General features: G+C 49.7%; 20 protein-coding genes, 1 pseudogene and 1 riboswitch. Of the genes and pseudogenes, 15 read left to right on the top strand and 6 right to left on the bottom strand.

The features are described 5' to 3' along the window. The first annotated feature begins 79 nt into the window (after nt 1-79). Complete coding sequence (locus EA26_RS22460; RefSeq protein WP_264299488.1) at nt 80-202, top strand: hypothetical protein; 123 nt, start codon at nt 80-82, stop codon at nt 200-202. A 198-nt stretch (nt 203-400) separates the two neighbouring features. Then, nucleotides 401-540: riboswitch (FMN riboswitch) on the top strand. Nucleotides 541-640: 100 nt separating this feature from the next. Continuing rightward, entirely contained in the window at nt 641-1,297 is a 657-nt protein-coding gene (gene ribB / locus EA26_RS09470) for a 3,4-dihydroxy-2-butanone-4-phosphate synthase (protein ID WP_039427074.1), read from the top strand. Between the two features lie 57 nt (nt 1,298-1,354). On the opposite strand, the gene EA26_RS09465 is transcribed toward ribB, so the two are convergent. Next, the gene (locus EA26_RS09465) at nt 1,355-3,241 is read right to left on the bottom strand and encodes a PLP-dependent aminotransferase family protein (protein ID WP_039427072.1); all 1,887 of its coding nucleotides are present in this window, start codon (nt 3,239-3,241) and stop codon (nt 1,355-1,357) included. Nucleotides 3,242-3,491: 250 nt separating this feature from the next. On the opposite strand from EA26_RS09465, the gene EA26_RS09460 reads away from it, so the two are divergent. Then, a complete protein-coding gene (locus EA26_RS09460; RefSeq protein WP_039427071.1) occupies nt 3,492-3,788 on the top strand; it encodes an isoamylase early set domain-containing protein in 297 nt (98 codons plus the stop codon). Nucleotides 3,789-3,823: 35 nt separating this feature from the next. Here the strand turns inward: EA26_RS09460 and EA26_RS09455 are convergent, their stop codons facing one another. Next, on the bottom strand, nt 3,824-4,768 hold the full coding sequence (locus tag EA26_RS09455; protein WP_052079693.1) for a LysR family transcriptional regulator: 945 nt from the start codon (nt 4,766-4,768) through the stop codon (nt 3,824-3,826). Nucleotides 4,769-4,892: 124 nt separating this feature from the next. Here EA26_RS09455 and EA26_RS09450 point away from each other — a divergent pair, with 124 nt between their 5' ends. From EA26_RS09450 to EA26_RS09420, 7 genes are all read left to right on the top strand, one after another. Continuing rightward, nucleotides 4,893-5,528 (top strand): NAD(P)-dependent oxidoreductase, encoded by a 636-nt coding sequence (locus EA26_RS09450; protein ID WP_039427070.1) that lies wholly within the window; start codon nt 4,893-4,895, stop codon nt 5,526-5,528. Nucleotides 5,529-5,775: 247 nt separating this feature from the next. Beyond that, on the top strand, nt 5,776-6,474 hold the full coding sequence (locus tag EA26_RS09445; RefSeq protein WP_039427068.1) for a response regulator: 699 nt from the start codon (nt 5,776-5,778) through the stop codon (nt 6,472-6,474). 9 nt (nt 6,475-6,483) lie between these two features. Further along, a complete protein-coding gene (locus EA26_RS09440) occupies nt 6,484-7,791 on the top strand; it encodes an ATP-binding protein (protein WP_052079143.1) in 1,308 nt (435 codons plus the stop codon). A 298-nt stretch (nt 7,792-8,089) separates the two neighbouring features. Beyond that, on the top strand, nt 8,090-8,449 hold the full coding sequence (locus EA26_RS09435; protein WP_039427066.1) for a diacylglycerol kinase: 360 nt from the start codon (nt 8,090-8,092) through the stop codon (nt 8,447-8,449). Beyond that, entirely contained in the window at nt 8,446-10,101 is a 1,656-nt protein-coding gene (locus tag EA26_RS09430; RefSeq protein WP_404976603.1) for a phosphoethanolamine transferase, read from the top strand. Before EA26_RS09435 ends, EA26_RS09430 begins: the two co-directional genes overlap by 4 nt. A 335-nt stretch (nt 10,102-10,436) precedes the next feature. Beyond that, complete coding sequence (locus EA26_RS09425) at nt 10,437-12,476, top strand: alpha-amylase family glycosyl hydrolase (RefSeq protein WP_039427065.1); 2,040 nt, start codon at nt 10,437-10,439, stop codon at nt 12,474-12,476. 258 nt (nt 12,477-12,734) lie between these two features. Then, on the top strand, nt 12,735-14,375 hold the full coding sequence (locus EA26_RS09420; RefSeq protein WP_039427064.1) for an endonuclease: 1,641 nt from the start codon (nt 12,735-12,737) through the stop codon (nt 14,373-14,375). Nucleotides 14,376-14,419: 44 nt separating this feature from the next. Here the strand turns inward: EA26_RS09420 and EA26_RS09415 are convergent. Together EA26_RS09415 and EA26_RS09410 are read right to left on the bottom strand one after the other, a co-directional pair. Beyond that, nucleotides 14,420-15,202 (bottom strand): annotated as a pseudogene (locus tag EA26_RS09415) (substrate-binding periplasmic protein). Between the two features lie 102 nt (nt 15,203-15,304). Beyond that, on the bottom strand, nt 15,305-16,219 hold the full coding sequence (locus EA26_RS09410) for a DMT family transporter (RefSeq protein WP_039427063.1): 915 nt from the start codon (nt 16,217-16,219) through the stop codon (nt 15,305-15,307). Nucleotides 16,220-16,306: 87 nt separating this feature from the next. Here EA26_RS09410 and EA26_RS09405 point away from each other — a divergent pair, with 87 nt between their 5' ends. The 3 genes from EA26_RS09405 (at nt 16,307) to EA26_RS09395 (ending at nt 21,793) form a co-directional block, all read left to right on the top strand. Next, the gene (locus EA26_RS09405; RefSeq protein WP_039427062.1) at nt 16,307-17,758 is read left to right on the top strand and encodes an aminotransferase-like domain-containing protein; all 1,452 of its coding nucleotides are present in this window, start codon (nt 16,307-16,309) and stop codon (nt 17,756-17,758) included. A 119-nt stretch (nt 17,759-17,877) separates the two neighbouring features. Next, a complete protein-coding gene (locus tag EA26_RS09400; protein ID WP_039427061.1) occupies nt 17,878-19,725 on the top strand; it encodes a M3 family metallopeptidase in 1,848 nt (615 codons plus the stop codon). A 325-nt stretch (nt 19,726-20,050) separates the two neighbouring features. After that, entirely contained in the window at nt 20,051-21,793 is a 1,743-nt protein-coding gene (locus tag EA26_RS09395; protein WP_039427060.1) for a hypothetical protein, read from the top strand. A gap of 103 nt (nt 21,794-21,896) precedes the next feature. Here EA26_RS09395 and EA26_RS09390 read toward each other — a convergent pair whose 3' ends face one another. Both EA26_RS09390 and rlmC read right to left on the bottom strand, forming a co-directional pair. Beyond that, a complete protein-coding gene (locus EA26_RS09390; RefSeq protein ID WP_039427058.1) occupies nt 21,897-22,106 on the bottom strand; it encodes a hypothetical protein in 210 nt (69 codons plus the stop codon). A 143-nt stretch (nt 22,107-22,249) separates the two neighbouring features. Continuing rightward, nucleotides 22,250-23,383 (bottom strand): 23S rRNA (uracil(747)-C(5))-methyltransferase RlmC, encoded by a 1,134-nt coding sequence (rlmC, locus tag EA26_RS09385; RefSeq protein ID WP_039428939.1) that lies wholly within the window; start codon nt 23,381-23,383, stop codon nt 22,250-22,252. A 164-nt stretch (nt 23,384-23,547) separates the two neighbouring features. On the opposite strand from rlmC, the gene nfsA reads away from it, so the two are divergent. Further along, a complete protein-coding gene (gene nfsA / locus EA26_RS09380) occupies nt 23,548-24,270 on the top strand; it encodes an oxygen-insensitive NADPH nitroreductase (protein ID WP_039427056.1) in 723 nt (240 codons plus the stop codon). A 434-nt stretch (nt 24,271-24,704) separates the two neighbouring features. Then, nucleotides 24,705-26,009, top strand: coding sequence for a dicarboxylate/amino acid:cation symporter (locus EA26_RS09375; RefSeq protein WP_039427055.1), 1,305 nt, complete (start codon nt 24,705-24,707; stop codon nt 26,007-26,009). Nucleotides 26,010-26,044 lie beyond the last annotated feature (35 nt).

The raw sequence follows: 26,044 nt of genomic DNA, 5'->3' as shown, positions 1-26,044 counted from the left end.
AGTTTTTCTATTCCCGATTTTGTCGGAGTATAGCTAGGCAGCAAGTCCACCACCTTTTCCGCACCGAAAGGAGCCTATTATGAGCAGTAACTCAAATCACAACACCAAACGGGTCATGCTTAGCTACTATGCCAATCGGCTTAGGGTTACTCGCAACCCACTAGAGCGTCAGGCTCTGCTCATTTTACTCGATTGGCTGTGATCCTGAGCCAAAGCGGCACTTTCCATTTATGCTCCTAACGAACCGGCGTTGCTGGTCCCCCCCACCAATAACTGGGTAAGTGCCGCTTTGACTAAGCATCCCGGGCGGCGGACAAAGTTCCGCCAAACGGTTTTATTCACCTTCCAATCGCTTGGCGAAGCGAGTAACATGCCCGAGCAATTAAGCAAACGTTAAACTTTTTATTCTCAGGGCGGGGCGAAATTCCCCACCGGCGGTATACCTTTTAGGTGAGCCCGCGAGCGCTCGATTCGTCGAGGTCAGCAGATCTGGTGAGAGGCCAGAGCCGACGGTTAGAGTCCGGATGAGAGAGAATGAAACCACACCAGAACACCCACGTTCTGGTGCATTTCGTTTTGGATTGAGCTTAGCTCATTCCCCTCATACAGCCCTGATTCTGGTGATTATTAGGAGTTAACCATGAATCAGTCATCACTACTTGCCGAATATGGCGATGCTATCACGCGTGTTGAAAAGGCGCTGCTTGCGTTACAACAAGGCCGTGGCGTGCTGCTCTTAGACGATGAAGATCGCGAAAATGAAGGTGACATTATCTATTCCGTCGATCATCTGACCACCGAACAGATGGCGCTGATGATCCGTGAATGCAGTGGCATCGTCTGTCTATGCCTGACCGAGGAACAAGCCAATAAGCTGGAACTGCCGCCTATGGTGGTCAACAACAACAGCGCCAATCAAACTGCGTTTACCGTCTCGATTGAAGCCAAACACGGCGTAACAACCGGCGTGTCGGCACAAGATCGTGTCACGACGATTAAAACCGCGGCCAATCCGCAGGCAAAGGCTGAGGATTTAGCTCGTCCTGGGCACGTTTTTCCTTTACGTGCCCGCCCTGGCGGCGTACTTGCGCGTCGCGGACACACGGAAGGGACGGTGGATCTGATGCAAATGGCGGGATTATCTCCGGCTGGTGTGCTGTGCGAGTTAACCAACCCCGATGGCAGCATGGCGAAAACGCCAGAGATCATCGCTTTTGGCAAACTGCACCATATGCCAGTACTGACGATTGAAGATATGGTTAGCTACCGTAAGCAGTACGATCTGAAACTGGCGTAAGCCACTTGAAATGCAACAAGGCCAGAATTTCTGGCCTTGTTTGTTATGGAAATGAGCTTAGCGGAATGAACGCCCTTTGATGGGCATTTTCACCAGTCGTCCTTTATTACGCGGCAGTTTGCGCGTGTGACAAACGTTTTTCAGCGGCACAAAATCGCATGGCGAGAAAGCATTGTCTGACATCAGATCACCGCAAAGTTTATCGATCAGCTCTTCATTAACATCCCACATGGTAAACATATGCACGTACTTACGGGTTTGTGTTGGATCGTTCGGATCGCGGATCTCCTCTTTTGCCAACGAGTACTTAAAGATAATGTCATCATTGGGCTGACAGAAAATCAGCGACAAAGAGAGCGGCGTACGTTGCAGCCAGAGGTCAGTCGGTAAATCAGCGTTCTTACTTGCCCAGTATTTCGCCACGTCGGACAATTTTTGATAAGCATATTCCGCCATGCGCTGTCCTCTCATCGCCAGTTCGATCTGCTTACGATAGTCGTTACGCGCAAAGTACTCCCAGAGGATCAAAGGGGAGATACCACTACGCGAACCAGCAAACGTGGTATCGGGCGAGCCAATGTACGTTGGATTATCCGGAGGCGTTACCATGAATTTATGCTTGGTCATGTAAACGCCGGTCGGCCAAGGTGCGCCCGGCCACTTATGCCCGCTGGTAACGATTGAGTGCACCATCTCGTTACGAAAATCAAAATCGGGCCCAGTTGAGCAATGGTTGTTTTCAAAAAATGCCTCATATTCCGGCATGCGGGCCGCCATTTTTACAAACGGCATATAGCTGGCTCCTAGAGCGCCATCAACATGAATCCAATAGCCGCTGCGCCACTCGGTTTTGCTCGGATCGTCAGGATCTATCGGTACTTGACGCTCATACAAGCCATACTTTTTCAATACTTCTTTAAGCCTTGCAGTCGCCTCGTCAATGTTGTCGTAAGCGCCTTTAAACGTCGTGCCATAGTTGAGCACCACAATAGGCGGGTAGCCTTTACTGGCGAAGAAATCAACATACGCCACCAGCTTATCAACATCAATGGCCCCCGAGCCGACTGGCAATCCCGCAGATGGGCCTTGCGAAGGCACTTCCGAAGGCCAAGGTTCGCCCAGCGCAAGCGGATTTTCATCGGGATAAAGACGATTACCAAGCTCACCGAACGTCTCGATTTTCTCCACTGACATCGCTTTGACTATCGAATAGTGGGTATCTTCGGAGAAAAACGCCACGGGCGTGTAGGCATTGGGCTTGTCATCCTCTGCCTCGGGATAATGGGCATAAAGCTGCGAATATTTGACGGTATTGCCTTGGGCATCCTCTCCGGTGATCTCATCATCTAACAATTTTTGCCCGGAGAGATAATCGCGTGCGTTGAGCATGGCGTACAAGTTTCCTTCTGTGCTGCCCATGGTGAGCACATAGCCCCAGTAACTTTCTGGATTGCCGGGCTCAACTGAGCCATCACTGCGCAAATAAGGCCCTTGCGAAGGCCAATTGGCGTTCCACAGCGAAGCAAAATAGTCGAGCACCATACGTTCAACAAATTTGCTGTTGACCGTGTAATTCCCATCGACAAATGGGTCTCCGACATTGTTCAAACTGACATCGAGAAACGGCGCGATATTCTGTTGATATTGAATCTTTTCCTCTGCCTGATAGCCAATGAAATTGGCTCGTTGAGTGGCGGCGTAGCGATAAACTTGCTCAAAAGCCGTTTGGCGTTGCAGCTCAGTTTGCCCGGTGGGCGGGATCTCCATCATGCGTTCATCAACGGCAGCTTCCTGCTGCGCAAAGGCATAATTGAGCCGACGATAGACGTCAATCGGATCGGCACTGGGCGCGGAGATCAATCCTTGCGCTTCCGGCGGTACCAAGGTTTCCCAAGGCTGTTGTTCTGGTCCATATTTGATTGAATTTTTGCAACGATCACTCATGAGGGTTCTCCCTATTATCTTCAGAAACGTCGTCGGCATGATCTAGCCAAACTGTATGAGCATAGTTGCTTATATTAAAGATGCCACTTGTGCAGAATCGTGTAACGTCACAGAGGAAAAGCCCGACATCAGCACCATGGCGCTGCCAGTCACTTGCAATGCCTATGAAACAGTAGTAATACTTATACCCAGGTTACTTTTGAAGCACCTTTTTTGGTGTGCGGTTGTTGTGAGATAAAAGGATATTGCTATGTTAAAGAAACGCTTTTTCAAGACAAAAGATGAAGTCGAGGTGACTTTTGAAGTCGAACAGGAACACTGGGAAAGCGCGCAGGTGGCCGGGGATTTCAATAATTGGCAACCTGAACCAATGACGTTGGTGAAGAAAAGCGGCCAATTTAAGTTCAAAACTCGTCTGCCCAAGGAACAGAAAATCGAATTCCGCTATCTGTTTAATGAAGAAAAATGGGAAAACGATCCTCAAGCCGATGGTTATGTCGCCAACGGTTTTGGTAGCGATAACAGCCTGGTTTTGACCAGCGAGTAAACCGCACACACGTAAAGGCGCTCATCGCGCCTTTTTTAATGCCCGCCATTTCTGCACTCTTCGCCGTGTCTTTGGCACTCACTTGGCACTTGCCATCGTTGCGCATCTTCTCCCCAGCGCTGAGCGATAAAATCAATAAACTGCCTGACCACGGGTGTCTGATAACTGCGAGACAGGTAAACCGCCCACAGCGATGAACCGGGCACATGATAATCTCGCAGCACCACCTGCAACTCCCCCTGTTGCAGTAACGGATTAGCCAAATCACAGGGCAAGCGAACAATCCCATGCCCTGCCTTCGCCGCGCCAAGCAAAGTGCCCATATCGTTGGCGCGAATGCTGCCTTTCACTTTCACTTCCGTCACTTGGTTATCCGCAACAAAACGCCACAGCACCGAACTCAGGTGCACCAAACAGTTGTGTTGGCGCAGATCTTGAGGCTGTTCTATCGGCGAGTGGCGTTGTAAATATTCCTCCGAGGCGCAAATCACCGTATCGATCGCCATCAGTTTTCTCGCAATTAAACTCTCGTCAGGCTGGTTGGTATAGCGCAGCGCCACATCGACGCGTTCGTCCACCAACTGGGAAAACTTATCCGAGGCGAGAATGTCTACCGTCACTTGCGGATGAAGCTGGGTGAACGCACACACCGCATCAATCAATAGATGCTGAGAAAAGCCAATTGGCGCTGACACACGGATCAAACCGCTCAATGCTTGAGCTCGGCTCAACGCTTCCACTTGCAACGCCGCCGCTTCATCGAGAATACGTTGGCAGCGCACATAAGCCTGTTCGCCCGCGTCGGTCAGGCTGACTTTTCTGGTTGTGCGGTGCAAAAGGCGCTGCTGCAACCACGCTTCCATCTCTTGAATATGCCGCGACACCTGTAATCGGCTAAGATTGAGCGCTTCCGCCGCTTGGGTAAAACTGCGACAGTTCGCCACTTCAATAAAGCTCTTTATCGCTTCCAACTTATCCATACGCCACCTATTAGATCTATTTACCGATACAATCTATATCAACAGCCAGCATTTATCACCAAATCATTAGCCAGTAGACTGCAATGGTTGTCGAGAAAGACGGGATAAATCACAGGAGATTGAAATGAAAGTAGCGGTATTAGGTGCATCTGGCTGGATTGGTAGCCAAATCGTAGAAGAAGCAGTAACTCGTGGCCATCAAGTCATCGCATTGGTGCGCAATCCAAGCGCCATCGAACGCCAAGACGTTGAAGTGCGCCAGTTGGATGTGCTCGCAGAGCAAGATTTCGCGCAAGCACTACAAGGGGTAGACACCGTTATCGCCTCCATCGGCGGTCGCGCGGCAGGCAATCACGATATGGTTGAACGCTCGGCAGCAAAACTGCTGGAGCAACTGCCAAACGCTGGCGTAAAACGCCTACTGTGGGTCGGCGGCGCAGGGTCACTGGAAGTTGCCCCTGGCGTTCAACTGGTCACTGTACCCGATTTTCCAGCGGAGTATAAAGATGAAGCATTAGCCCAGTCGCAAGCATTGCAAGTGTTTCGCAACAGTGACTCACCGCTCAATTGGACTTTTGTTAGCCCAGCGGCCGAAATTTTCCCGGGCGAAAAAGTGGGCCAGTTCCGAGTCGGCGGCGACCAATTGCTCACCGATGTACAAGGCCACAGCAAGATTTCTGTTGCGGACTTCGCCAGCGCCATGCTGGATGAGCTGGAGACAGCGAAACACGCCAAGCAACGTATTTCTGTTGCCTATTAAGCGCGGATCTCAGCGCAAACACTTCGCTTATCACATTGATAAAACTGACCAAAGCCATGCCGTTGCATGGCTTTTTGCTATGCTTTTCACAGATTCAACCACACTTTTTCATTATTGATACACAGTTCAGGACTGACCACTAAATAAACCGAACCATTTGAAACAACGCGGTGAAAGGTGTAATTTCACATCGCCCTGAGAGGCGAAGACCACAAATCATAACAAATACAAAGCATAGAAATAGACCATGGCAGAAAACCCTAAGTTGATCATTGTTGAAGACGACATCAAGTTACAACAAATGTTGGGTGACTATTTTCAGTCACAAGGATTTACCGTGATCACGACCGATAATGGCTTGGATGCCCCATCGCTGATTTTGCAAGAAAAACCGTGCATCGTTTTGCTTGATCTTATGCTGCCAGGCCAAGATGGCTTAAGCGTCTGTCGACAAATTCGTGATAGTTACTTTGGCAAAATTCTCATGCTTACCGCCAGTGATGACGATTTTGACCACGTCGCGGCACTGGAAATGGGCGCCGATGATTATGTCAATAAACCGATTAAACCGCGCGTATTATTGGCACGGATCAGAATGCTGCTCCGCCGCCCAGATGTTACGGTCCATGAAGAGAGCAACCACTGCCAATTTGGCGTACTCAAACTTAACCGAATCCGCAAAGAGTGTCAGATAGCCGGGCGTGTTGTCAGTCTCACCGACGGTGAATTTGACTTACTTTGGCTATTAGCCAGCTCTGCAGAGCAAGTGCTCTCCCGTGAATGGCTGACCAAAACCTTACGCGGTATCGAGTACGACGGCGTCGATCGCACCATAGATAACCGTATTGTCACTCTGCGTAAGAAGCTCGACGACACCACTCCAGCGAGAAAGATCCTCACCGTACGAGGTAAAGGCTATATGTTTATGCCAGATGTGTGGGAGTAACGACTCAAGATGAAACGCATCTACCTCGAAGCATTCTGTGGCTTAGTTATTCTGTTTTTTGCCACACTGTGGGGCTATGAAACCGTGGTTTATCAGTGGAATACGGACTACGACCAGATCCTCGAACAGTATCAGGCAGAGGCGTTTCATCAGTTGCTCGAACCCGCCTTCGCAGAAAAAGGCGATTTGTACGTAACGCAACAGATCCGTCAATACGCAGCATCAACACGCACCGTGCTGACGTTGTTTGACCCGATGGCACTGCCCGCGGAAGTGGACAACGCCTTTGCCGATAGCGCCTTGCAAGTCTACTTTGATCAAGATCGCAGCCTGTGGCTACGTTTTGACGACACCTCCATGGTCTATCATCTGACCGAGGATATTCACTCCCCACTTAGGCAAGCCATTGATTTTGCGGATAACCTCATTTGGGTTTTCTTTATGCTGGGGTTTGCAATCTACTGCGTGTTACTGATCTGGTTTTTGAGCCGCCGCGTGCGCGAGTTGGAACGAGTCACCTTAGCTTTTGCCTCCGGCGACCTTTCGGTACGCGCCAAAATCACCAGCCGTTATTCGGTCGGAAGCCTCAACAAAAGCTTTAATATCATGGCCGATAAAATTGCCAATTTGATCACCAGCAATCGCATGCTGACCAACGCGGTGGCCCATGAGCTTCGCACCCCCATCTTCCGTTTGCAATGGCAAGCCGATCTCTTGGCGGATTCTGAACTCAGTCAAACCCAACGCAAATCCGTATCGAGCATGGTGGAAGATATTGATGAAATGGAACACATGGTAGAAGAAATGCTCTACTACGCCAAAATGGAGCGCCCTCAGGCTAATATTCAAACTCAATCCATTATTCTTTCATCTTGGTTTACCACTTTGCAGCAAAGATGGCAGAGCGAAACGTCTCATTCGGTAGACATCGAGCTACAAACACCCCTTTCGTCGCTACACATCGATCCCCACCTTGTCAAACGAGCACTGGATAACTTGGTTCGTAACGCCATGCGCTACGCCAAATCACGCATCGTCTTGACCATCTTCACAGACGAAGATCAACTGACGGTCGAAGTTCACGATGATGGCCCAGGCATCAGCGAAAAAGACTGGCCCTACTTATTTGATGCCTTTTACAGCGTGGACAAATCACGTAACAAGTCGACCAGCGGTTATGGCCTTGGGTTAGCGATTGTCAAACAGATTGCCACCGTCCATCGCGGCGGTGTCGACATCGCTCACAGCCCTTTAGGCGGTGCTTGCTTTTCCTTGCACGTACGCCACAACGCGGTCACGCAAAATAAATTGCACTAATTATCACCACATCGCTTACGTCTTACATTTCATTACAGAGTCTGACGGACTCAAAATATAAAACACTGTACATTTTCGTTCCGCTATTGATGACAGTGTTAACAGCCATCTCCCTATCACGTCATTAATGTCGGACTTTCCGGCTCTGGGTTTCCAACTTGGCAGCATCTCTAAGCGCGGCGTCTTGAGACGCCCATTTGTAATTATTGCCTGCTCATCCAAGAGCACGCCGATTGCTAAGCCAATCTTAAGAAAGCAGCGCCATTCTAATCAAACACAACAAAGCAGGAACATTGTTTTGAAACCAGGAAAAACAGGCATTCGCCGTATCGTTGATGCAACCGGTTACTCCATACAAGGGCTTAAAGCCGCTTGGCTGCATGAAGCCGCATTTCGGCAAGAGATGATTCTCACCACACTCCTTTCTATCGTGGCGTTTCTCTTACCAGTGACTCATATCGAACGCATTTTGCTGATTTCCAGTCTCCTGCTGGTGGTGATTGTTGAACTGCTGAACTCTGCTGTAGAGGCAGTGGTTGACCGTATTGGCAGCGAGCATCATGAACTAAGTGGACGAGCCAAAGACATCGGCTCGGCGGCGGTTTTTGTTGCGCTGGCTCTGACACTGTTTGTTTGGTCTTCGGTATTACTGGCATGATGTTGAACAGAATTAAAACCGCCACAAAAGGCGAATTCTCCTATCTCTCCTTCACTTTTTTGATGGCGCTCTATTTTACACTGGTGGTTAACCTACCGGTTTATAAAGAGTTATTATCTATTTTCACTAAGCTGGACACGGTTAAAATTGGCTTTGCCATTTCCATTCCATTGTTCTTTCTGTCGGCGCTCAATCTGATCTTCAACCTATTGAGTTGGCCTTGGCTGAGTAAGCCGCTTTTTGTCCTGTTGCTGATTGTATCGAGCATGGTGAGCTACGCAGGGTACAACTACGGCACCTTGTTTGATTACAGCATGATTGCCAATATCTTCGAGACAGACAGCAGCGAAGCGGGTTCTTATCTCAGTAGTTACTCGCTTCTCTGGAGCCTATTTATGGGCATTTTGCCAGCCCTGTGGGTGTGTCGCATAAAGCTATCGCTTGATGGCTCCTTGCCAAAAATGGTGCTGCACAAATTGATCGGCATTCTGGCCTCTTTGGCGGTGATTGCCGTTATCGCTGGGCTCTACTATCAGGATTACGCCTCGGTCGGTCGCAATAACAGCTACCTGAAGAAAATGATCATCCCGACACAGTACGTCTACAGCGCGACTCAGTACATACGTGATACTTATTTCACCACGCCACAGCCGTATCAACAACTGGGACTAGATGCGAAACAGTCGGCCCAAGCGCTTGCTCTGGCGCAAAGCAAACCAACGTTGCTGGTGTTTGTGATGGGTGAGACGGCTCGCTCGCAAAACTACCAGTTGAATGGTTATGAGCGCGCGACCAATCCTTATACCAGCCAGTTTGATGTCATCTCATTCCAAGATGTCAGTTCTTGCGGCACCGCAACAGCCGTCTCTGTTCCTTGCTTGTTTTCGAACCTAACTCGTGCAAATTTCGAACGTTCAGTGGCGGATAATCAAGACAATGTACTGGATATTTTAAACCGTGCTGGCATTTCTCTGTTGTGGAAAGAAAACGATGGCGGCGACAAAGGCGTTGCACGGAACATTCCTTCCGTGACGGTCGATCGTTCGCGCAAAGATGCCATGTGTAATGGCAGTACCTGCTTTGATATGGCACTGCTGGAAAACTTTGATCAAGAAGTCGCCGGCATGCAAGGCAACCGCATGATTGCGCTGCACCTTATCGGTAGCCACGGTCCAACCTACTTCCAGCGCTACCCCAAAGAACACGCCGTGTTTATGCCAGATTGCCCACGTGCCGATATTGAAAACTGCAGCGTAGAGCAGATCACCAACAGCTATGACAACACCATACGCTATTCCGATTATGTGATTGCTCAGACGATTGAGAAATTGCAACGCCTTGAAGAGCAATTTAATACCGCGCTGATTTATGTTTCGGATCACGGTGAGTCGCTTGGGGAAAATGGGCTATTCCTGCACGGAATGCCCTATGGCTTAGCGCCAGAGTACCAAACTAAAGTGCCACTGATGCTCTGGATGTCTTCAGGTTTTAAAAAAGCCAAAAATGTGAACGAAAGCTGCCTCAGAGCCGCAGCTCAACAGACCGACACCTACTCGCACGACAACATTTTTCATTCATTGCTTGGACTGATGGATGTTCAAACCGAGCAGTATAACTCTCGGCTTGATCTCTTCTCTGCGTGCCGTTCATGAGGAAATCATCCATGCGCAAACTGAATTTGGGCCCATTACATCCTATTTTGGCATTTAGCGCCGTTGCTGTTCACTAACGCCAATCCAGTCATCTGACAGCCTGACAAAACAAATTTGCTCACCCTCACAAAAACGCCATCTACTTTCGATGGCGTTTTTACTTTTTACTCAACAATCTGTGATCCGCCACAATCTCGGTAGGGATAAATCGCTAAGTGGCTGTGATTACGATCTCTCATCCTCCCTCCTCCTCCCTGCTAACTGAGTAAAAAGGCTGATTTTATTGATGAATTATTCATCAATAATTTGCACAAAACTCTAATAAGGAAATTAACGTGAAACAGGTACTCACCACACTTTCATTGGCGGTTGCCACCGCCCTGCTGGCCGGGTGTAACTCATCCTCCAATGTCGAGAAACAGCCCAGCACCAACGCCTACCCCAGCACCAACGCCTACCAATGTGATGTCGCCGCGACGGATAAAGCGGACGACCTGCGTATCTACCAAGTCATGGTGGAGAGCTTTGTCAACGGCAACGAGCAAATTGGCCATGGCACTGGCTACGGCACCAGCCATCATATGGGCGATATTCAGGGCATCATTGACTCGCTTGATTACATCCAATCGTTAGGGATGAACGGCATTTGGCTCACGCCAATCTTTAACTCTGTACCGAAGGCGGGGCAAGATCACTGGGCAGATCGCCTTGACGCTACCGGTTATTTTGCCACCAACTATTTTGAAATAGACCCACGTTTTGGCACCATGGACGACGCACGCCGATTGGTCGAAGAAGCCCACGCACGCGGCTTATACGTCTTCTTTGATGGCGTGTTTGGTCACCACAAAGGCAACGTGGTCGCCTCACCGACAGGCAAGCTTCCGGCTGGAGGCAACAACCCAGTAGATTACCCTGAAAGTCTCGCGTTCTATCAGGAAGTGGCGCAATTTTGGGTTAAGGAACTCAAGATTGACGGTTGGCGCCTAGACCAAGCGTACCAAGTGCCGACAGAGGCTTGGGTAGAGATCCGCAAAGCCGTAGATGACGCCTCAAAAAGTGTCACTTATACCAATAGCAAAGGGGAAAACGTCAACCCACTGGGCTACATGGTGGCCGAGATTTGGGCGGGTGAAAACCGCATCACGGAAACCGGTTATGGCAGCGCAGAAAATCCTGCGCTCTGCTCCGCTTTTGACTTCCCGGTACGCTATCGCCTAGTCGAAACCTTCGCGGTCAATGAGGCGGGCGTAGGCGGTAAGTCGGGCGAATGGCTGGCAGAAGGTATGGACCTACATGCGCTGTATCCAAGCCATGCTCAGCCGAACCTGATGATCGGTAACCATGACTTAGTCCGCTTTGGCGATCTCTTGCAGCGCGGCAACATCGCCGAGCCACAAGATGCTGAATACTGGCTGCGCCACAAAGCGGTCTTCGCGTTCCAAGCGGCTTACACTGGGCCAATCACCCTCTACTACGGCGATGAGATTGGCGATCAGGTCGATAATTTCGCCGCGAAAGTGGAACAAGATTGCGCGGTTAAAGGTTTGTGTGACGATCACGTTGCTCGCTCCAGTGGCAAAGTGGAAGGCGTAACGGCGACGTTGAATGCCAACGAGCAAGACCTCAAACAGTACGTGCAAAAATTAATGACGCTGCGTAGCAACCATCCGGCCCTTGCCAAAGGCAAGCGAGTCAATGTTCTGGCTGACAACAAAGTCTACGCGGATCATAAAAGCACGGCTGACGAATCGATTCTCTACGTGGCGAATCTCGGCAAAGGGCTGCAATATTTGCAACTGAGCGATGAAAAAGTGGGATCAACGGGCAGCTTGACCGATCTCTTGACAGGTGAAGAGATCAAGCTGATCGACGGGCAATATCTGGTCTCGCTAAACCCACTTGAAGCACGCTTCCTCAAGATCAATCAACCTTCGGCAGCTGGCCCTAAAGTTGCCAAAGCGGCGATGGCCAGTGGCATCGGTGAAGGCTTCATGGCGCAGTGCGACAACCCAACGCTCGATGAGAGTGGACCTATCCGCAAAAAACTCTACGTGGTTGGTGATTTCAGCGATTCGGCTTGGCAGCACCAAGATCATCGCCAGTTTGAGTACAAAGGCGACGGCGTTTACCAAGTGGTGACCAACGAAAAACCGGGCAGCTACCGTATGCAGTATGCCGCTAAAACCTGGGCTCCTCAGTTCACCGCCAAAGGGCTGAGTCTGAAATTAGGCCAAGATAACCCATTGATTAAAGGCGGCTATGGTAAAGATACCGCGGTGACCATTATGGCGGAAGGCCGCTACGTCTGGAGTTTGCAATTTGACCAACAAGGTACGCCACTCAAAGTAATGGCGTCCAAATGTGCTGAGTAACGCCAGCTCAGCGACATAAGCTGGGTGTCTCACCCTGCTAGTTTGGGATGCTGTTATCAGCATCCCTTTTTTATATTTGGCTAACCTTTCACCACCCCTTGATTAACGAAATCGGTTTCCTGTTTGTTTCGTGACAAAATTCAAACATATTCATGAAAGTAATGGTTTTGTAATGCAAAATTGCGACCTTTGTTAACTTTCCTGTTGCGATGAAACTTTATCCTTAATTGATTTTTATATCATTAAACAGAAGGTTATATGCTAAATAGAATAATGACTCTAAGTGCACTGACTCTGCTCTCTACTAGCGCAGCGTACGCACAAGTCACCAATGGTGACTTTGAAAGTTGGACCAACAACACACCAAACGGATGGACAACCATTGATTCCGGTATTGCGCTGAGCCAAAGCAGTTCAGTGTTTAAAAGCGGAAAACTCGCTGCGGCCATCGCGGTCAACACCGGAACCCAATCGGAGACCGATTTCACTCAGCTTGTGCAGGTGGAACAGGGTAAAACTTACCAGTTTTCCGTGTCGCTTTATCACACTGAAGGCAAAGTGAAAGCGCGTTTAATTGTCGATGGTTATCAGGGCTATTCCAATAACGGCCTCGTGAACCAATGGCAAGATCTCACCTTTGCTTACACCGCGACCGCCACCAAAGAGATTGCTGTCGGTCTGCGTTTTTATGACATGACTGGTTTTGACGGCTCTGAAACCGTTTATATCGACAATTTTCAGCCGACAGAGACTACCACCACTCCGACAGAACCAACCAGTTGCGCCAATACTACCGCGACTCTGACCTTAATCACCGACCAATACGCCAGCGAAACCAGTTGGTTGCTTAAAGACAAATCAGGCAGCAGCTTGTTCTCTGGTTCTGGCTATGACAATTCTTCCAGCAATACGATAGAAATGTGTCTCGCCGATGGCGAATATACGTTTGAAATCAACGATACCTACGGAGACGGCATCTGCTGCAGCGTGGGGAACGGCTCTTACAGCCTGGTCGCCAACGGCAGCACGCTTGCCTCTGGCGCTGAGTTTGGCAAAAGTCAAGCAACCACCTTTACGTTAGGCAACAGTACGCCAACGGATCCAACCGATCCTACTGAGCCACCGGTGCTTGGCGAATATTACAAAGCCGCCGAGAGCAAGACTGGCTTTGCGCTCAAAACCGCGCTGTACAACATCATCGCCAATCACAACAGCCAAGGCTACAACGCAATTTGGAACCTAGCGAAAGTCGCCGATTTGGATCTCTACTATGAGCAGGACGGTTCCATCCTTGATATGTACTCGGAAAAACCTGCGAGTGCTGACGGTGCTCAGTTTACTAAAGTGACGGACCAGTGCGGCCAGTACAGCAAAGAAGGCGATTGCTACAACCGTGAACATTCTTTCCCGAAAAGCTGGTTTGGCGGCACCATTGAACCGATGAACTCCGATGGCCACCACATTTTTGCTACCGATGGTTACGTGAATGCTAAGCGCAGCAACTGGCCATTTGGTGAAGTAGGTAGCGCCAGTTATGTATCCGGCAATGGGTCGAAACTGGGCACGGCTTCAGCGACGTTAGGCTACAACGGCACCGTATTTGAGCCAATTGACGAGTTCAAAGGGGATTTTGCCCGCGCTTACTTCTACATGGCAACTCGCTACGAAAATGCCATCGCCAATTGGGAAGGCAATACCAGTAACTCTGATGCGATTCTTGACGGCACTAACAGCACCGTGTTTGAACCTTGGATGCTGAATATGCTCAAAAGTTGGCATAGCGCGGATCCGGTGAGTCAAAAGGAACGAGATCGCAATCAAGCAGTGTTTGAGTTCCAAGGCAACCGCAATCCATTTATCGATCATCCGGAGTTTGTCAGCGCGATTTGGGGCAACTAATCGGACGGTCTTCCCCATGCAGGCTACTTGCATGGGGAAGACGCTTAGCGGTAGCGATTCATAATCGCTTGATGCAAAGAAATACCCTCGCCATTTTTCTCGCTTTTCAGTCGATCGATGCCCATCTGTAATTGCTCAACCACCTTCTGAGGCACGTGCTTGTTGAAAGCAAAGTAGAGTTCGCCCTCTTTGAGGATGTAAACCACCTTAAACATTTTCGGATCGAGCCCAGCCTGACTGGTCCACCAAAGCGCGGCGTTTTCATCGTAGGCGAGCAGATCAATGCATTTTTTCATCAATTGCTCGGCTAATTGGGTGACGTAATTGGCTTCTTGCATCGCTTCACGCGGTACGCCCAGCTCAAGCAACATCTGCTCCCCGACATCGTCACGAATCACGCCAATACGGTATTTCGCCATATCAATCGGCTCTTTGATGACAATACCGGAATCGACTCGCGCCAACACCACCGCTTTAATATCGCTAATCGGTCCGACCCATTTAAACAGATCTTCACGATGCTCAGTGCGCGTGGTAGAAAACAGCACCGCATCATTGTTGGTCAAGGTCGCTCGATACGAACGAGCCCAAGGCTGAATGACTATCTTCTGAGGGGTGATTTGTACACCTTGTAATTTTGCCGCTTCAATAAGAATATCGACCGAGTAGCCAGCAGGAGCATCATCTTTAATGAAGTTCGCCGGCGGTTAGACTTCTGAATAGAAAGCAAGATCCTCAAGCGAGGTGACCTCAGCAACCGCAGACGCGGAAAGCAGCGCCGTGAGCACAAATCCTAAGAGACCAAAGCCGCGATGTAAGACGCCCATATTCCACCTGTTTTCTTGCCGAAATCTACCTAAAAAATAGTTTAAGATCCCAGCAACGTCTATCAGCGGTATTCGCTAAGTCAATAACGCCTCAGTTTGCCGTCACGATTTCACGGTAGAGGCAGCCACGGGGACGGTTTTGTCTAACGGCGCTATTTTAGGCTTGCGCACCACCAAGAACACCGCTACGGCGGCCAAAACAAAACCAGCTACGCCATTGATATCAAACGATTCACCGAACATCAGCCACGCTTGCAACGCCGTCATCGGTGGCACAAGGTAAAATACCGACGCCACACTCGACGCCGCGCCATTTTTCACCATATAAAGTAAAAGCAAAATCGCCACGCAAGAGAGCACCACCACTAGCCAAATGAGAGCGAAAATAAACTCGCCAGTCCACTGTACCTGCATCGTTTCAAACTGCAGCGCGTAAGGCAAAAATAGCAGCATCGCCGCCATATACTGCACCGTCGCACCGCCAATCATATCCACCCCATGGCAAAAGCGCTTTTGGTATAAGGTGCCAAGAGTAATACCCACCAATGACATCAAACACAGCGTCACCGCTTGCCATTTATATTGCTCCGATTGCCAGTCCATTTTGCCCGACAACACCAAACTGATAGCAATAAAGCCGAGTACTAACCCCAACCATTGAGAGCTGCGAAAGCGCTCTTGCAGGGTTAACAGCAATATTACCGCCGTCAAAATCGGCTGAATGCCCACCAAAAGCGAACTCAACCCGGCTGGCATCCCCAGTGAAATCGCCAGATAGGTGCCACCAAGATAAAAACCGTGGATCAAGATGCCAACCACACAAGAGTGCCAAAGCCCCGCTCCGGTAGGCATTCTGCGCCGAAGCAGTACAACCAGCAGCAAAAACAGTACGACGTTGGCCGCCATACGAATCGACAGTAGCGTTGCCGGCTCTGCGTACTGCAAGCCCAATCTCGCGCCAACAAAGCCAGAGGCCCACAACACCACAAACATAAATGGGATCAATCTCAGCAACATGGTTACTTTCTCTCGTCTTGTTTTACTATTTTGGGTTACTTTAGTCGGGTACAGATAAAGAGATAAGAGACAGACAAGGCCGTTTTTATGGGTACAGTTTCTCAAAGCAGTATGAATGAAAATAAATACTTGCAGGTCGAGCAGCATCTTAAGCAGCGAATCGCCACCGGGCAGTATCAAGCAGAAGACCGGCTTCCGTCGATACGCGAGCTGCAACAAACGCTTGGTGTGAGTAAGAATACCGTGATCCGCGCCTATCAGGAGCTGGAAGCACAAGGGCTGGTCTATGCGCAACATCGCTCCGGATTTCGCGTTAAAGAGCGACAAAATGAGCGCACACAAACATGCTGCGCTCCTGCCGACGTGGATCTGCTTTCGGTGTGCCGCGAGATCCTCAGCTATCCCGAACAGCGGGAGCGGCTACCGACAGGCTCCGCGCACCCTAATATCGAAGCGCCCGCGATCAAAAGCCTCTACGCCGAAATCGGCCGCCATAGCCGGATGCAAAACCACTTCCCCAGCCACTACCAATTACCGCCAGGCGATAAACTGCTGATTAAACAACTGGCAAAATTGACGGCGGATCTGGGCGTGCCCGCCTCCGTCGATGATTTAATTGTCACCCATGGCGCACAGCAAGCCATCAGTCTCGCACTGCGTGCCACCACCCAGCCCGGCGATATCGTCGCCGTGGAATCGCCTTGTTATTTTGGCACCTTGCTGCTGCTGGAATCACTAGGTCTCAAAGTGCTTGAAATCCCCAGTTGCCCGAGAAGCGGGATGGGGATCGATGCGCTCACTCTGGCACTGAGCCAATGGCCGATCAAGGTGATTTTAGTCACGCCCAATTTCGCTAATCCGACTGGCGCAACCATGACGCTGGAGAAAAGGCAGCAATTGCTGACGATTTCAGCCGACATACCCATTATTGAAGACGATGTGTTCGGTGCGCTGAGCTTCGAAGCGCCGCTGCCAACGCTCAAGTCACTGGATAGCCAAGATCGGGTGATTTACGTCAACTCGCTGTCGAAAACTTTGGACTCACGTTTACGCATTGGCTGGGTATTGTCTGGGCGCTATCGCCAAGCGATTGAAAAACATCTGCTGTGCGATAACATGGGCAGCCTGAATCTGATGCAAACCGCCGTGGCGAGCTTTCTTACCTCTGGCCGTTATCGCTCGCACACCGCACGCATGCGGCGGATCTATCAGCACAACAGCAAACTGTTCTGCCAGATGCTTATCAAGGCGTTAAACCAGTATCCCAGCATGCTGGGCAGGTTTACTCTTCATCCAGCGCAAGGTTCCTTTTTGCTGTGGTTGATCCTACCGCAAGGGTTTGACAGCTATCAGCTTTATCAACAATGCAAACAGCAGGGCATCAGCTTACTGCCCGGCACGGTGTTCGGCACCCAGCAGCAATATCGGCACTGTGTTCGTTTTTGTGTCGCGACCTTTAATCAAGATAAAAATTGGCAAGCGGCGATCGATTTACTCGCCAAGCTGATTGCTAAACAGATCCCCAAAGACCCGCTGTAAACTAAGGGTACATTACAGTTTACAAACTGCGACAAAATGAAACTTGTGGCACTTTAGGGCCGATTCGCGCGCCATGTCATAATGGCGCTTCTTCAAAGCAACCATTTTCAAGGACAAAAATGACTGCGACTTCCTACCTAAATCAGCTCAATCACCAATATCTGACCATTCATCGCCGCAAAGAAGATTTCTTCTGGGAAACCTACATGGGCATCAGCGATGATCACCAAGGCTCAACCCAAGCACAGACACAATGGACCAACTTTTTAGCCCAAGCCGACAAGATCGCTGAGATCAAACAACAACTTCAAGCGGCTGAGCAGATCACTGACCAACAAGAAAAAAGTGCGACCAAACAGGGGCTACAAGGCTGGCTGAACATGTTTGAATCGCATGCGATTGAAGCCGACACCGCCCGCGAGCAAAAAGCCGAGCTGATCCGTTTCGAAGCAGAGCTGTTTGAGAAAAAACAGAACCACGTCATGACCTACACCAACGAGCAGGGTCAAGAAGTCGAAGGCAGCCTGCCGGTACTTGGCGCAACGATTCGCAATAGCGATCAGGAAGCGGTGCGTCAATCGGCCCACCAAGCCCTGCTCAATCTCGAACAGTGGCTGCTGCAAAACGGTTTCTTAGAGCTGGTCAAAAAACGTAACGCTTTTGCGCGTTCGATGGGCTACCGAAATTTCTTTGACTATTCGGTGGTTAAAACCGAGCACATGACCACACAAGCGCTGTTCGCCATTTTGGATGATTTCGAACAACGTACTCGCCAATCGCAGCAAAATAGCTTGCAGCAACTGGCGCAAGAAAAAGGAGCTTCGGCTCTGCATGGGCACAACTTCATCTTCTCATTTGCAGGCGATGCGATGCGCGATCTCGATCCGTACGTGCCTTTTTCTAAATCGCTGCGCCGCTGGGTCGAATCGTTTGGCCGATTGAACATCGACTACTCCGCGGCCGAGTTAACTCTCGATTTGTTGGATCGCAAAGGCAAATACCCGAATGGTTTCTGTCACGGGCCAATCCCGTCATTTTACGATCAAGGCGAATGGATTGCGGCTAAGGTCAACTTCACTTCGAACGCCAAACCGGATCAAGTCGGCAGTGGTTACGATGGCATTAACACCTTATTCCATGAGGGCGGCCATGCCGCACATTTTGCCAACGTGAAGATGAACGCGCCATGTTTCTCGCAAGAGTTCGCGCCAACCTCAATGGCGTATGCAGAAACGCAATCCATGTTCTGCGACAGCTTACTCAACGATGCCGATTGGCTAAAATTGTACGCGCTCGATGCCAATGGCAATCCGGTACCGGATGAAGTGATTCAAGCGATGATCAACAGCCGTCAGCCATTTAAAGCCTACGAGGAACGCAGCATCTTGGTTGTGCCGTACTTTGAACGCGCCTTGTATGAACTGGAGGAAACCCAACTGACGCCAGAAGTGGTCACTCAGTTGGCGCGCGATACCGAACAGAAGATTTTAGGGCTGGCGTGCAGCCCAAGGCCGCTGATGGCGATCCCACATCTGCTGTCGGATGAAGCATCCTGCGCTTACCAAGGTTATCTGTTAGCGCACATGGCGGTGTATCAAACTCGCGCTTACTTCACCGAGAAGTTTGGTTACTTGACTGACAACCCAGAGATCGGTCCCTTGCTGGCAAAACATTACTGGCATGCAGGCAACAGTGTTTCTCACTCGGAATCGATCAAAAGCCTCACTGGCGAAGGGTTTAACGCCAAGTACCTCGCCGATGTATGCAACCTTTCCAGTGAACAAGCGTGGCAACGGGAGCTGAAGAAAATTGCGGCGCTGGGTGAGCGCACGCGTCCGCAGCCAGCGTCTCTCAATGCCCGCATCACTGTGGTCGATGGCGCGAAGGTTCTGGCGAGCAACGAGTTAAGTGATGCCGATATGTGCGATCAATTTGAGCGCTACATCGAAACCACTTACGGCCGTTAATCTTGCCGTCAAAGCATATTGCTCAAGGGCTGGGTCACTCCAGCCCTTTTTTGTTGTGTTCACTGCGCTCTCTGCGCTTCACTTTTACCTCATTTCGTACCCAATAAAATTCGCTGTAAAATTGAAACACATAACAAATCTTTATAAATAACTGATTGATAAAGAAAGCTATTTCTATATGATACAGGCGTCATTATTTAGCATAGTGCGGCTTGATTTTGTCGCATAACATGCGGCATGGCGTGCACTTTTTACTACTTTGTCTTCTTCTTTTCGAATCACACAACATCAGTGGAAGAAGCCTCTATAATCAACGGAGTTGGCTGTGAAAAAACTATTACTTGCTTCAGCGGTATCGGCTGCAGCGATTGGCGCTTATGTTTACCAAAGCGGCGTTCTGACCCAAGAAACCAATGATTTGCTCTCTTTAATTCCAGCAGAGTCAGCCATTGTTGCGGTGCAAACCGAAGCGTTTGACCACTATGCTTATCTAAAATCAGCGAGCTTCGGTCAACAGCAACTGGCCGATGAGTTTGATGGCGACCTCACCCCAGAGCAACATTTTCTCATTGCTTTATTTGATGGTTATGCGCAAAGCGCCTCTTCCCCTGAAGCGCTCAGAAAGTACCTTGGTACAGCAGAGAAAATTAACCCCTTGTTTTACACCATAGGTTTAATCCCTGTTTACAAGCTTACGCTGCAAGATCCGACGGCATTTTGGCACACCATCGACCAAAAAGAGCAGGAAACAGGCGCGACACACAAAGCAGAAAAATTGGGGAACGTCGATTTTCGTCGATATACCGTTGCTGACAAACAAGAGTTTGGCATCGGTCTCGATTTGATTATCGCCACTGAAGGCAAGGTGCTGACCATTACGCTAGATAGTCCCGAGTTGGGCAACGAAAGCCCGCTGAAAATGGCACTAGGTCAAGAGAAACCAACGCGCTCCTTAGCTGACACGGATATACTCAGTGCGCTTCAGGCCAAATATGGCAAAGAGAACAACAGCTACGCGTACTTTGATCATCAAGCGTTGATCAAAGGGTTGACCACGAAAGAGGGCAATCGCATCGCTAAGCAACTGAATGTCATCAAACAGCCTCAAGATGAAGAAGTGTTTTCCTTGCTACAAACGCCTGCATGTCAGCAAGAGCTCGCCACGATCGGCAGCAACTGGCCACGTACCGTCGCGACGGGTCAGTTTAAGTACCAAGAAGGTAAAGCAGTCCTAAATGGCGACGTGATCGTCGAAAGCAACAACAAGACCATTTTGAATGCATTGAACACCATTCGTGGTTTCTTGCCGAGCCTCAAAGCGGACGATGCCAGCATCTTCAGTTTAGGTTTTGGTCTGGAAATGGCGAAACTGGCTCCTGCTGTGGGAGAAATCTGGCAAGATCTACGCACACCAACATACTCTTGTGAACTACTGAGTAAATTCCAAAACGGGCTCGGTACACAAAATCCAGCAGCGATGATGAGCATGGCGTCGGGCATGGTCAATGGTCTAAAAGGGGTAAGCTTTAGTCTGTACGACCTCAAGCCAAACTTTGAAGGTGAATATGGCCCGACGCTCGATAAACTGGATTTCATTCTCAGTATGTCGGCCAGCGATCCGAAGATGCTGGTACAAAGCGCGCAAATGTTCATCCCTGAGCTTGCAGGCGTTGACATTCCTGCCAACGATCAACCTGTGGACCTCAGTGAACTGCTGCAAGATCAAACAGGGTTAGAGAATCCGCTGTTTGCACGTCTTAACGACAAGCACTTCACGCTTTATTCCGGTGAAAAAGCAACCTCAGCCAGTGGTGAGATTATGCCGCAAGCACTCAATGCCAATGGCTTAGTGAAATTTTTCATGGATTCACCTCGCTTGTTAGAGCTGATTGATCTCGGCATGCAAATGAGCGGCGAAGAACTGCCTCAAGAGGTGATAGACGCTTTTTATAGCGAGTCCGCTACCACGGTGACGCTGGATGTTAATCAACACGGTCTGGTCTTCGGTTATGGTTATCACAATGATCTCAACGAGATGAAAGTGGCCAACGAGAAAGCGAGCCAATAATCTCTTTAGGATACTTTTTGCTGGGCACGAAAGTGCCCATTTTTTATTGTCTAGCAAAAGAAAAGCGACCTGAATCGGTCGCTCACAGATTGGCTTATATTCCCTATTTCATCGGCGCTCCATCCGCCGGGTTGATGTCGGCAGCATGGTCCGAATCGTCAAATCGATACAAGGATGCTTGTCTGTTGTGGATCAACTGAGCCGCGAGAGAAGGGCTAACTGCACGGTGTTCGCCTCTCTCTACTCTGAATTCTCCGTCCCAAAAGTTATCTCTAAAGCGTCCTGATTCCAGGAACTCAACAACAACTTTCATGGCTCTCTCCTCTTCCTCACTTTCGCTCTTAATTATAGTTTTGCCATTAAAAAGAGTGATAATACCAAGCTGTTATAACAAACCGTTCCTTTACAACTCTATTGAGGAATAAAAACAGAGGCGACCGCTGCGCTTGCACCTACTCAGTCGCTGCGCTTAAGTAACATCATCACTTCAGCGTGATCGGTATGAGGGAACATATCAAACCATTGGGCGCGAACCACCTGATAGCTAGTCAAGTTTGCCAAATCCGCTTGCAGAGTATTCGGGTTACAACTCGAATAAATGAGGTGCTTAGCTGCCAAGCATTCCAACTGATCAGTCAGTGCTTTGCCAAGCCCGCGCCTCGGCGGGTTGACCAAGATCAGATCCGGTGATTGTGTTTGCGAGCGCGAGTATTCGCCAGAATCTAATGCAGCAAAGCTCAAGTTCTCAATACCTAGCTGGCTGGCGGACAGCTTGGCGCTGTTGATCGCCTCTTCTTCTATTTCAATACCCACGACCGCTTGCGCATGCTGCGCGCAGTGCAGGGCAAAACCGCCTACGCCACAAAACAGATCCCACATGGTTTGCGGTTGGATCTCTGCGACCCAGTCTCGCGCCGTCGCATACAGTTTTGCCGCGACATCGGGGTTGGTTTGAAAAAAACTTTTGGGCTTAATCACCATCGGCACGCCGTTAAACTCCTCCAACAGATATTGCGCGTCTGAGAGGAAAATCTCTTGCTCTCCCTCTAGCCGCGCCATGTGTACCGGTTGGATGTTGGCGGTAATCACGCGAATCGCTGGAAAATCTTGCTGTAAACGGGGCAAATTGTCACGAATGCGTTGCAGTGCATTTTCGCTACGCAGCACAAAACGCAACATAAACTCGCCACGTTTTTGGCTTTGCGTGAGCAAAATAAACTTCAGTTCGCCTTTTTTCTTCACTTTGTTGTAAGGCGGAATACCCGCGATGCGGATCCAGTTCTGCAAATAGCTCAGCAGCTCGCGCATCACGTCCTGATAAAGTGGACAAGTGGTGAGAGACACTGGCGAACCATCTTGCACGCTCTCGATGCCCAAAATCGGCTGATGTGCAGCGCCCAAAACGACCATTTTCGCTTTGTTGCGGCATTGGGTGGGCTGGCTTTGCACAGGCGCAAGCCACGCCGAAGTGGACACCTGAGGAAAGAGCTGGCGCAAATGGACGTCTTTCATTTCGATTTGTGCCAGATAAGGCATCTCGATGTAAGTGCAGGAAGTGCAGCGCTTCTGCTGGAAAAATTCACACGGCATGGCAATAGAGAACTGGAAAAAAGAAAACGCAAGTCTAGTCTGCCCAGCACACTTTACCATTCCGATTGCTACTCTTAACGACAAATTATGCTTATCGATAGCGGTTCGACATCCCCGGAAAATCGGGATAAAGTCTGCCAATGTTTGACGCTAAGGACTCTGCTATGAATAACGTTATCGAAACCATGCTCGCGCATCGTTCCATCCGTAAATTTACCCAACAGCCTATCAGCTCAGAGCAGCTCGAGACGATTCTGCGCGCAGGGCTTGCTGCTTCTTCTTCCAGCTTATTGCAAGTGGTGTCCGTGATCCGCGTGACTGACAACGACAAACGAGCCACCTTGGCCGAGCTGGCCGGGCAACAAGCCTACGTGCAAAGTGCCGCGGAGTTTTTGGTGTTCTGTATTGATTATCAACGCCATGTCGAGCTCAACCCAGAGGTGCAAGCCGACTTTACCGAACTGACACTAATTGGGGCCATCGACGCAGGGATCATGGCACAAAACTGTCTGCTCGCAGCCGAGTCGATGGGGCTTGGTGGGGTATATATCGGTGGACTGCGTAACCGCGCGGCAGAAGTTGACCAGTTGTTGCAGCTTCCTCAGTATTGCGCTGTGTTGTTTGGTATGTGCTTGGGCCATCCCGATCAAACGCCTGAAATTAAGCCGCGCTTGCCTCTGTCGGTGGTGTTGCATGAAAATCACTATCAACCATTGGATCGCGCACAAGTTGAAAAGTACGATCAAACCATGCTTGAGTACTACGGCAAACGTTCATCTAACCAAAAACAGGGGACGTGGTCTGAGCAAGTGACCAGCAAATTGGCTGGCGAATCACGCCCTCATATTTTGCCTTACCTACACAGCAAGGGGCTGGCAAAGCGCTAGCCGTGCCACTCATCGCATTGACATTTCTTCACGGCAGAGCGACACCCCGCTCTGCTGTTTACTTTGCATTTTTTCGCTATCACCGGCTTGTCACTGGTCACCTGGCGACGGCTCTTGCTCGCGCTTCCCTCGCTGGGAGTGCATAAACATCGCTTAGATATGCAAAATCAAGCCCGATATGCACAGTGATTATCATCTGGTAAGAATTTCACCATTTGTATATCGAGCGATAAAAAAGATAAATCCCATGGTTTAGCAGATAAATATTCTGGCAATCTTTGTTATCACATTGTGAATATCCATAAAATCTTGGTGAGATAGATCACATCTATTAATCCAACTGCTCAATTTACTTTTTTATTTTTAACGGACGCTGCTACCCTGCTGCTCACCTTGAAATGAACTCAAGGTGCATAACTATAAGGAGTGTTCATATGAATACCAAGAAACCGATGTCGCTAACCGGCCGTGTAATTCTTGGCATGGTTGCGGGTATCTTGACTGGATTCGCGATTCGCGCGCTATTTGCTGACAATGGATTTGTCGATGCATATATAGTTAATGGACTATTTGAAGTGGGCGGCAAGATCTTTATTGCCAGCCTGAAAATGCTCGTTGTACCACTCATTTTTGTTTCTCTCGTATGTGGTACCAGCTCATTGAAAGACCTTTCAACATTAGGTCGTATGGGTGGAAAAACCCTCGCGTTTTACATCACTACCACCGCCGTTGCTATCACACTCGCCTTGACCATGGGCAACTTGTTCCAACCTGGCGCAGGTGCCGATCTTACTGCGGCCAGCTCGTTCAAATCGGCTGAAGCACCGTCATTGGGTCAAGTGATCATCGATATGTTCCCGACCAACCCAATCAGTGCTATGGCAGAGGGAAAAACCCTTCAGGTCATCGTCTTTGCGCTGCTGTTTGGTATTGCCATCAGTGCAGCAGGTAAACCGGGTGAGCGTATTGCGGCGATCTTCTCTGATCTAAACGAAGTGATCATGAAGCTGGTTGCGCTACTGATGAACCTAGCCCCTTACGGCGTGTTCTTCCTGATGGCGAAACTTTTCACCGGTCTTGGTTTGGGCGCAATTATCAACCTAGGAGAATACTTCCTAGTCTTGACCGCAACGCTGCTTATCCACGGTTTGGTGACTTACAGCTTGATGCTAAAAGGCTTCACTGGCCTAAATCCATTGACTTTCTTAAAGAAAATGGAAGATGCCATCATGTTTGCCTTTTCAACCGCATCGTCTAATGCCACCATCCCAGCGACGATGGAAACGGTGAAAAACCGCCTTGGTGTGGACAATAAAATTGCCTCATTCACGGTTCCGCTTGGCGCAACAGTCAATATGGACGGTACTGCGATCATGCAAGGTGTGGCGACGGCGTTTATTGCTCAGGCGTTTAACATCGATCTCAGCATGGGTGACTATCTGATGGTTATCCTCACCGCCACTTTGGCCTCTATCGGTACCGCTGGCGTTCCGGGTGTTGGTCTGGTCATGCTAGCGATGGTACTCAACCAAGTGGGCCTGCCGCTGGAAGGTATCGCACTAATCATGGGTGTCGACCGTCTACTGGATATGATCCGCACCGCTGTCAACATCACCGGTGACGCGTGTGTGTCAGTGATTGTAGCGAAATCGGAAGGTGCGCTGGATATCGAACGATTTGCCGATCCCAAAGCGGGTGAGAAAGAAGAAGAAGTGCATTTAAAACGCGCCGACGCATAATTTCTCTCTTTGCATCGAAACCTCTGCCCTTGGCG

The organism is Vibrio navarrensis, assembly GCF_000764325.1.
Classification (GTDB): Bacteria; Pseudomonadota; Gammaproteobacteria; order Enterobacterales; family Vibrionaceae; genus Vibrio; species Vibrio navarrensis.
The sequence above is the reverse complement of the archived record's forward strand: the minus strand, read 5'-3'. Positions and strand labels throughout refer to the sequence as shown.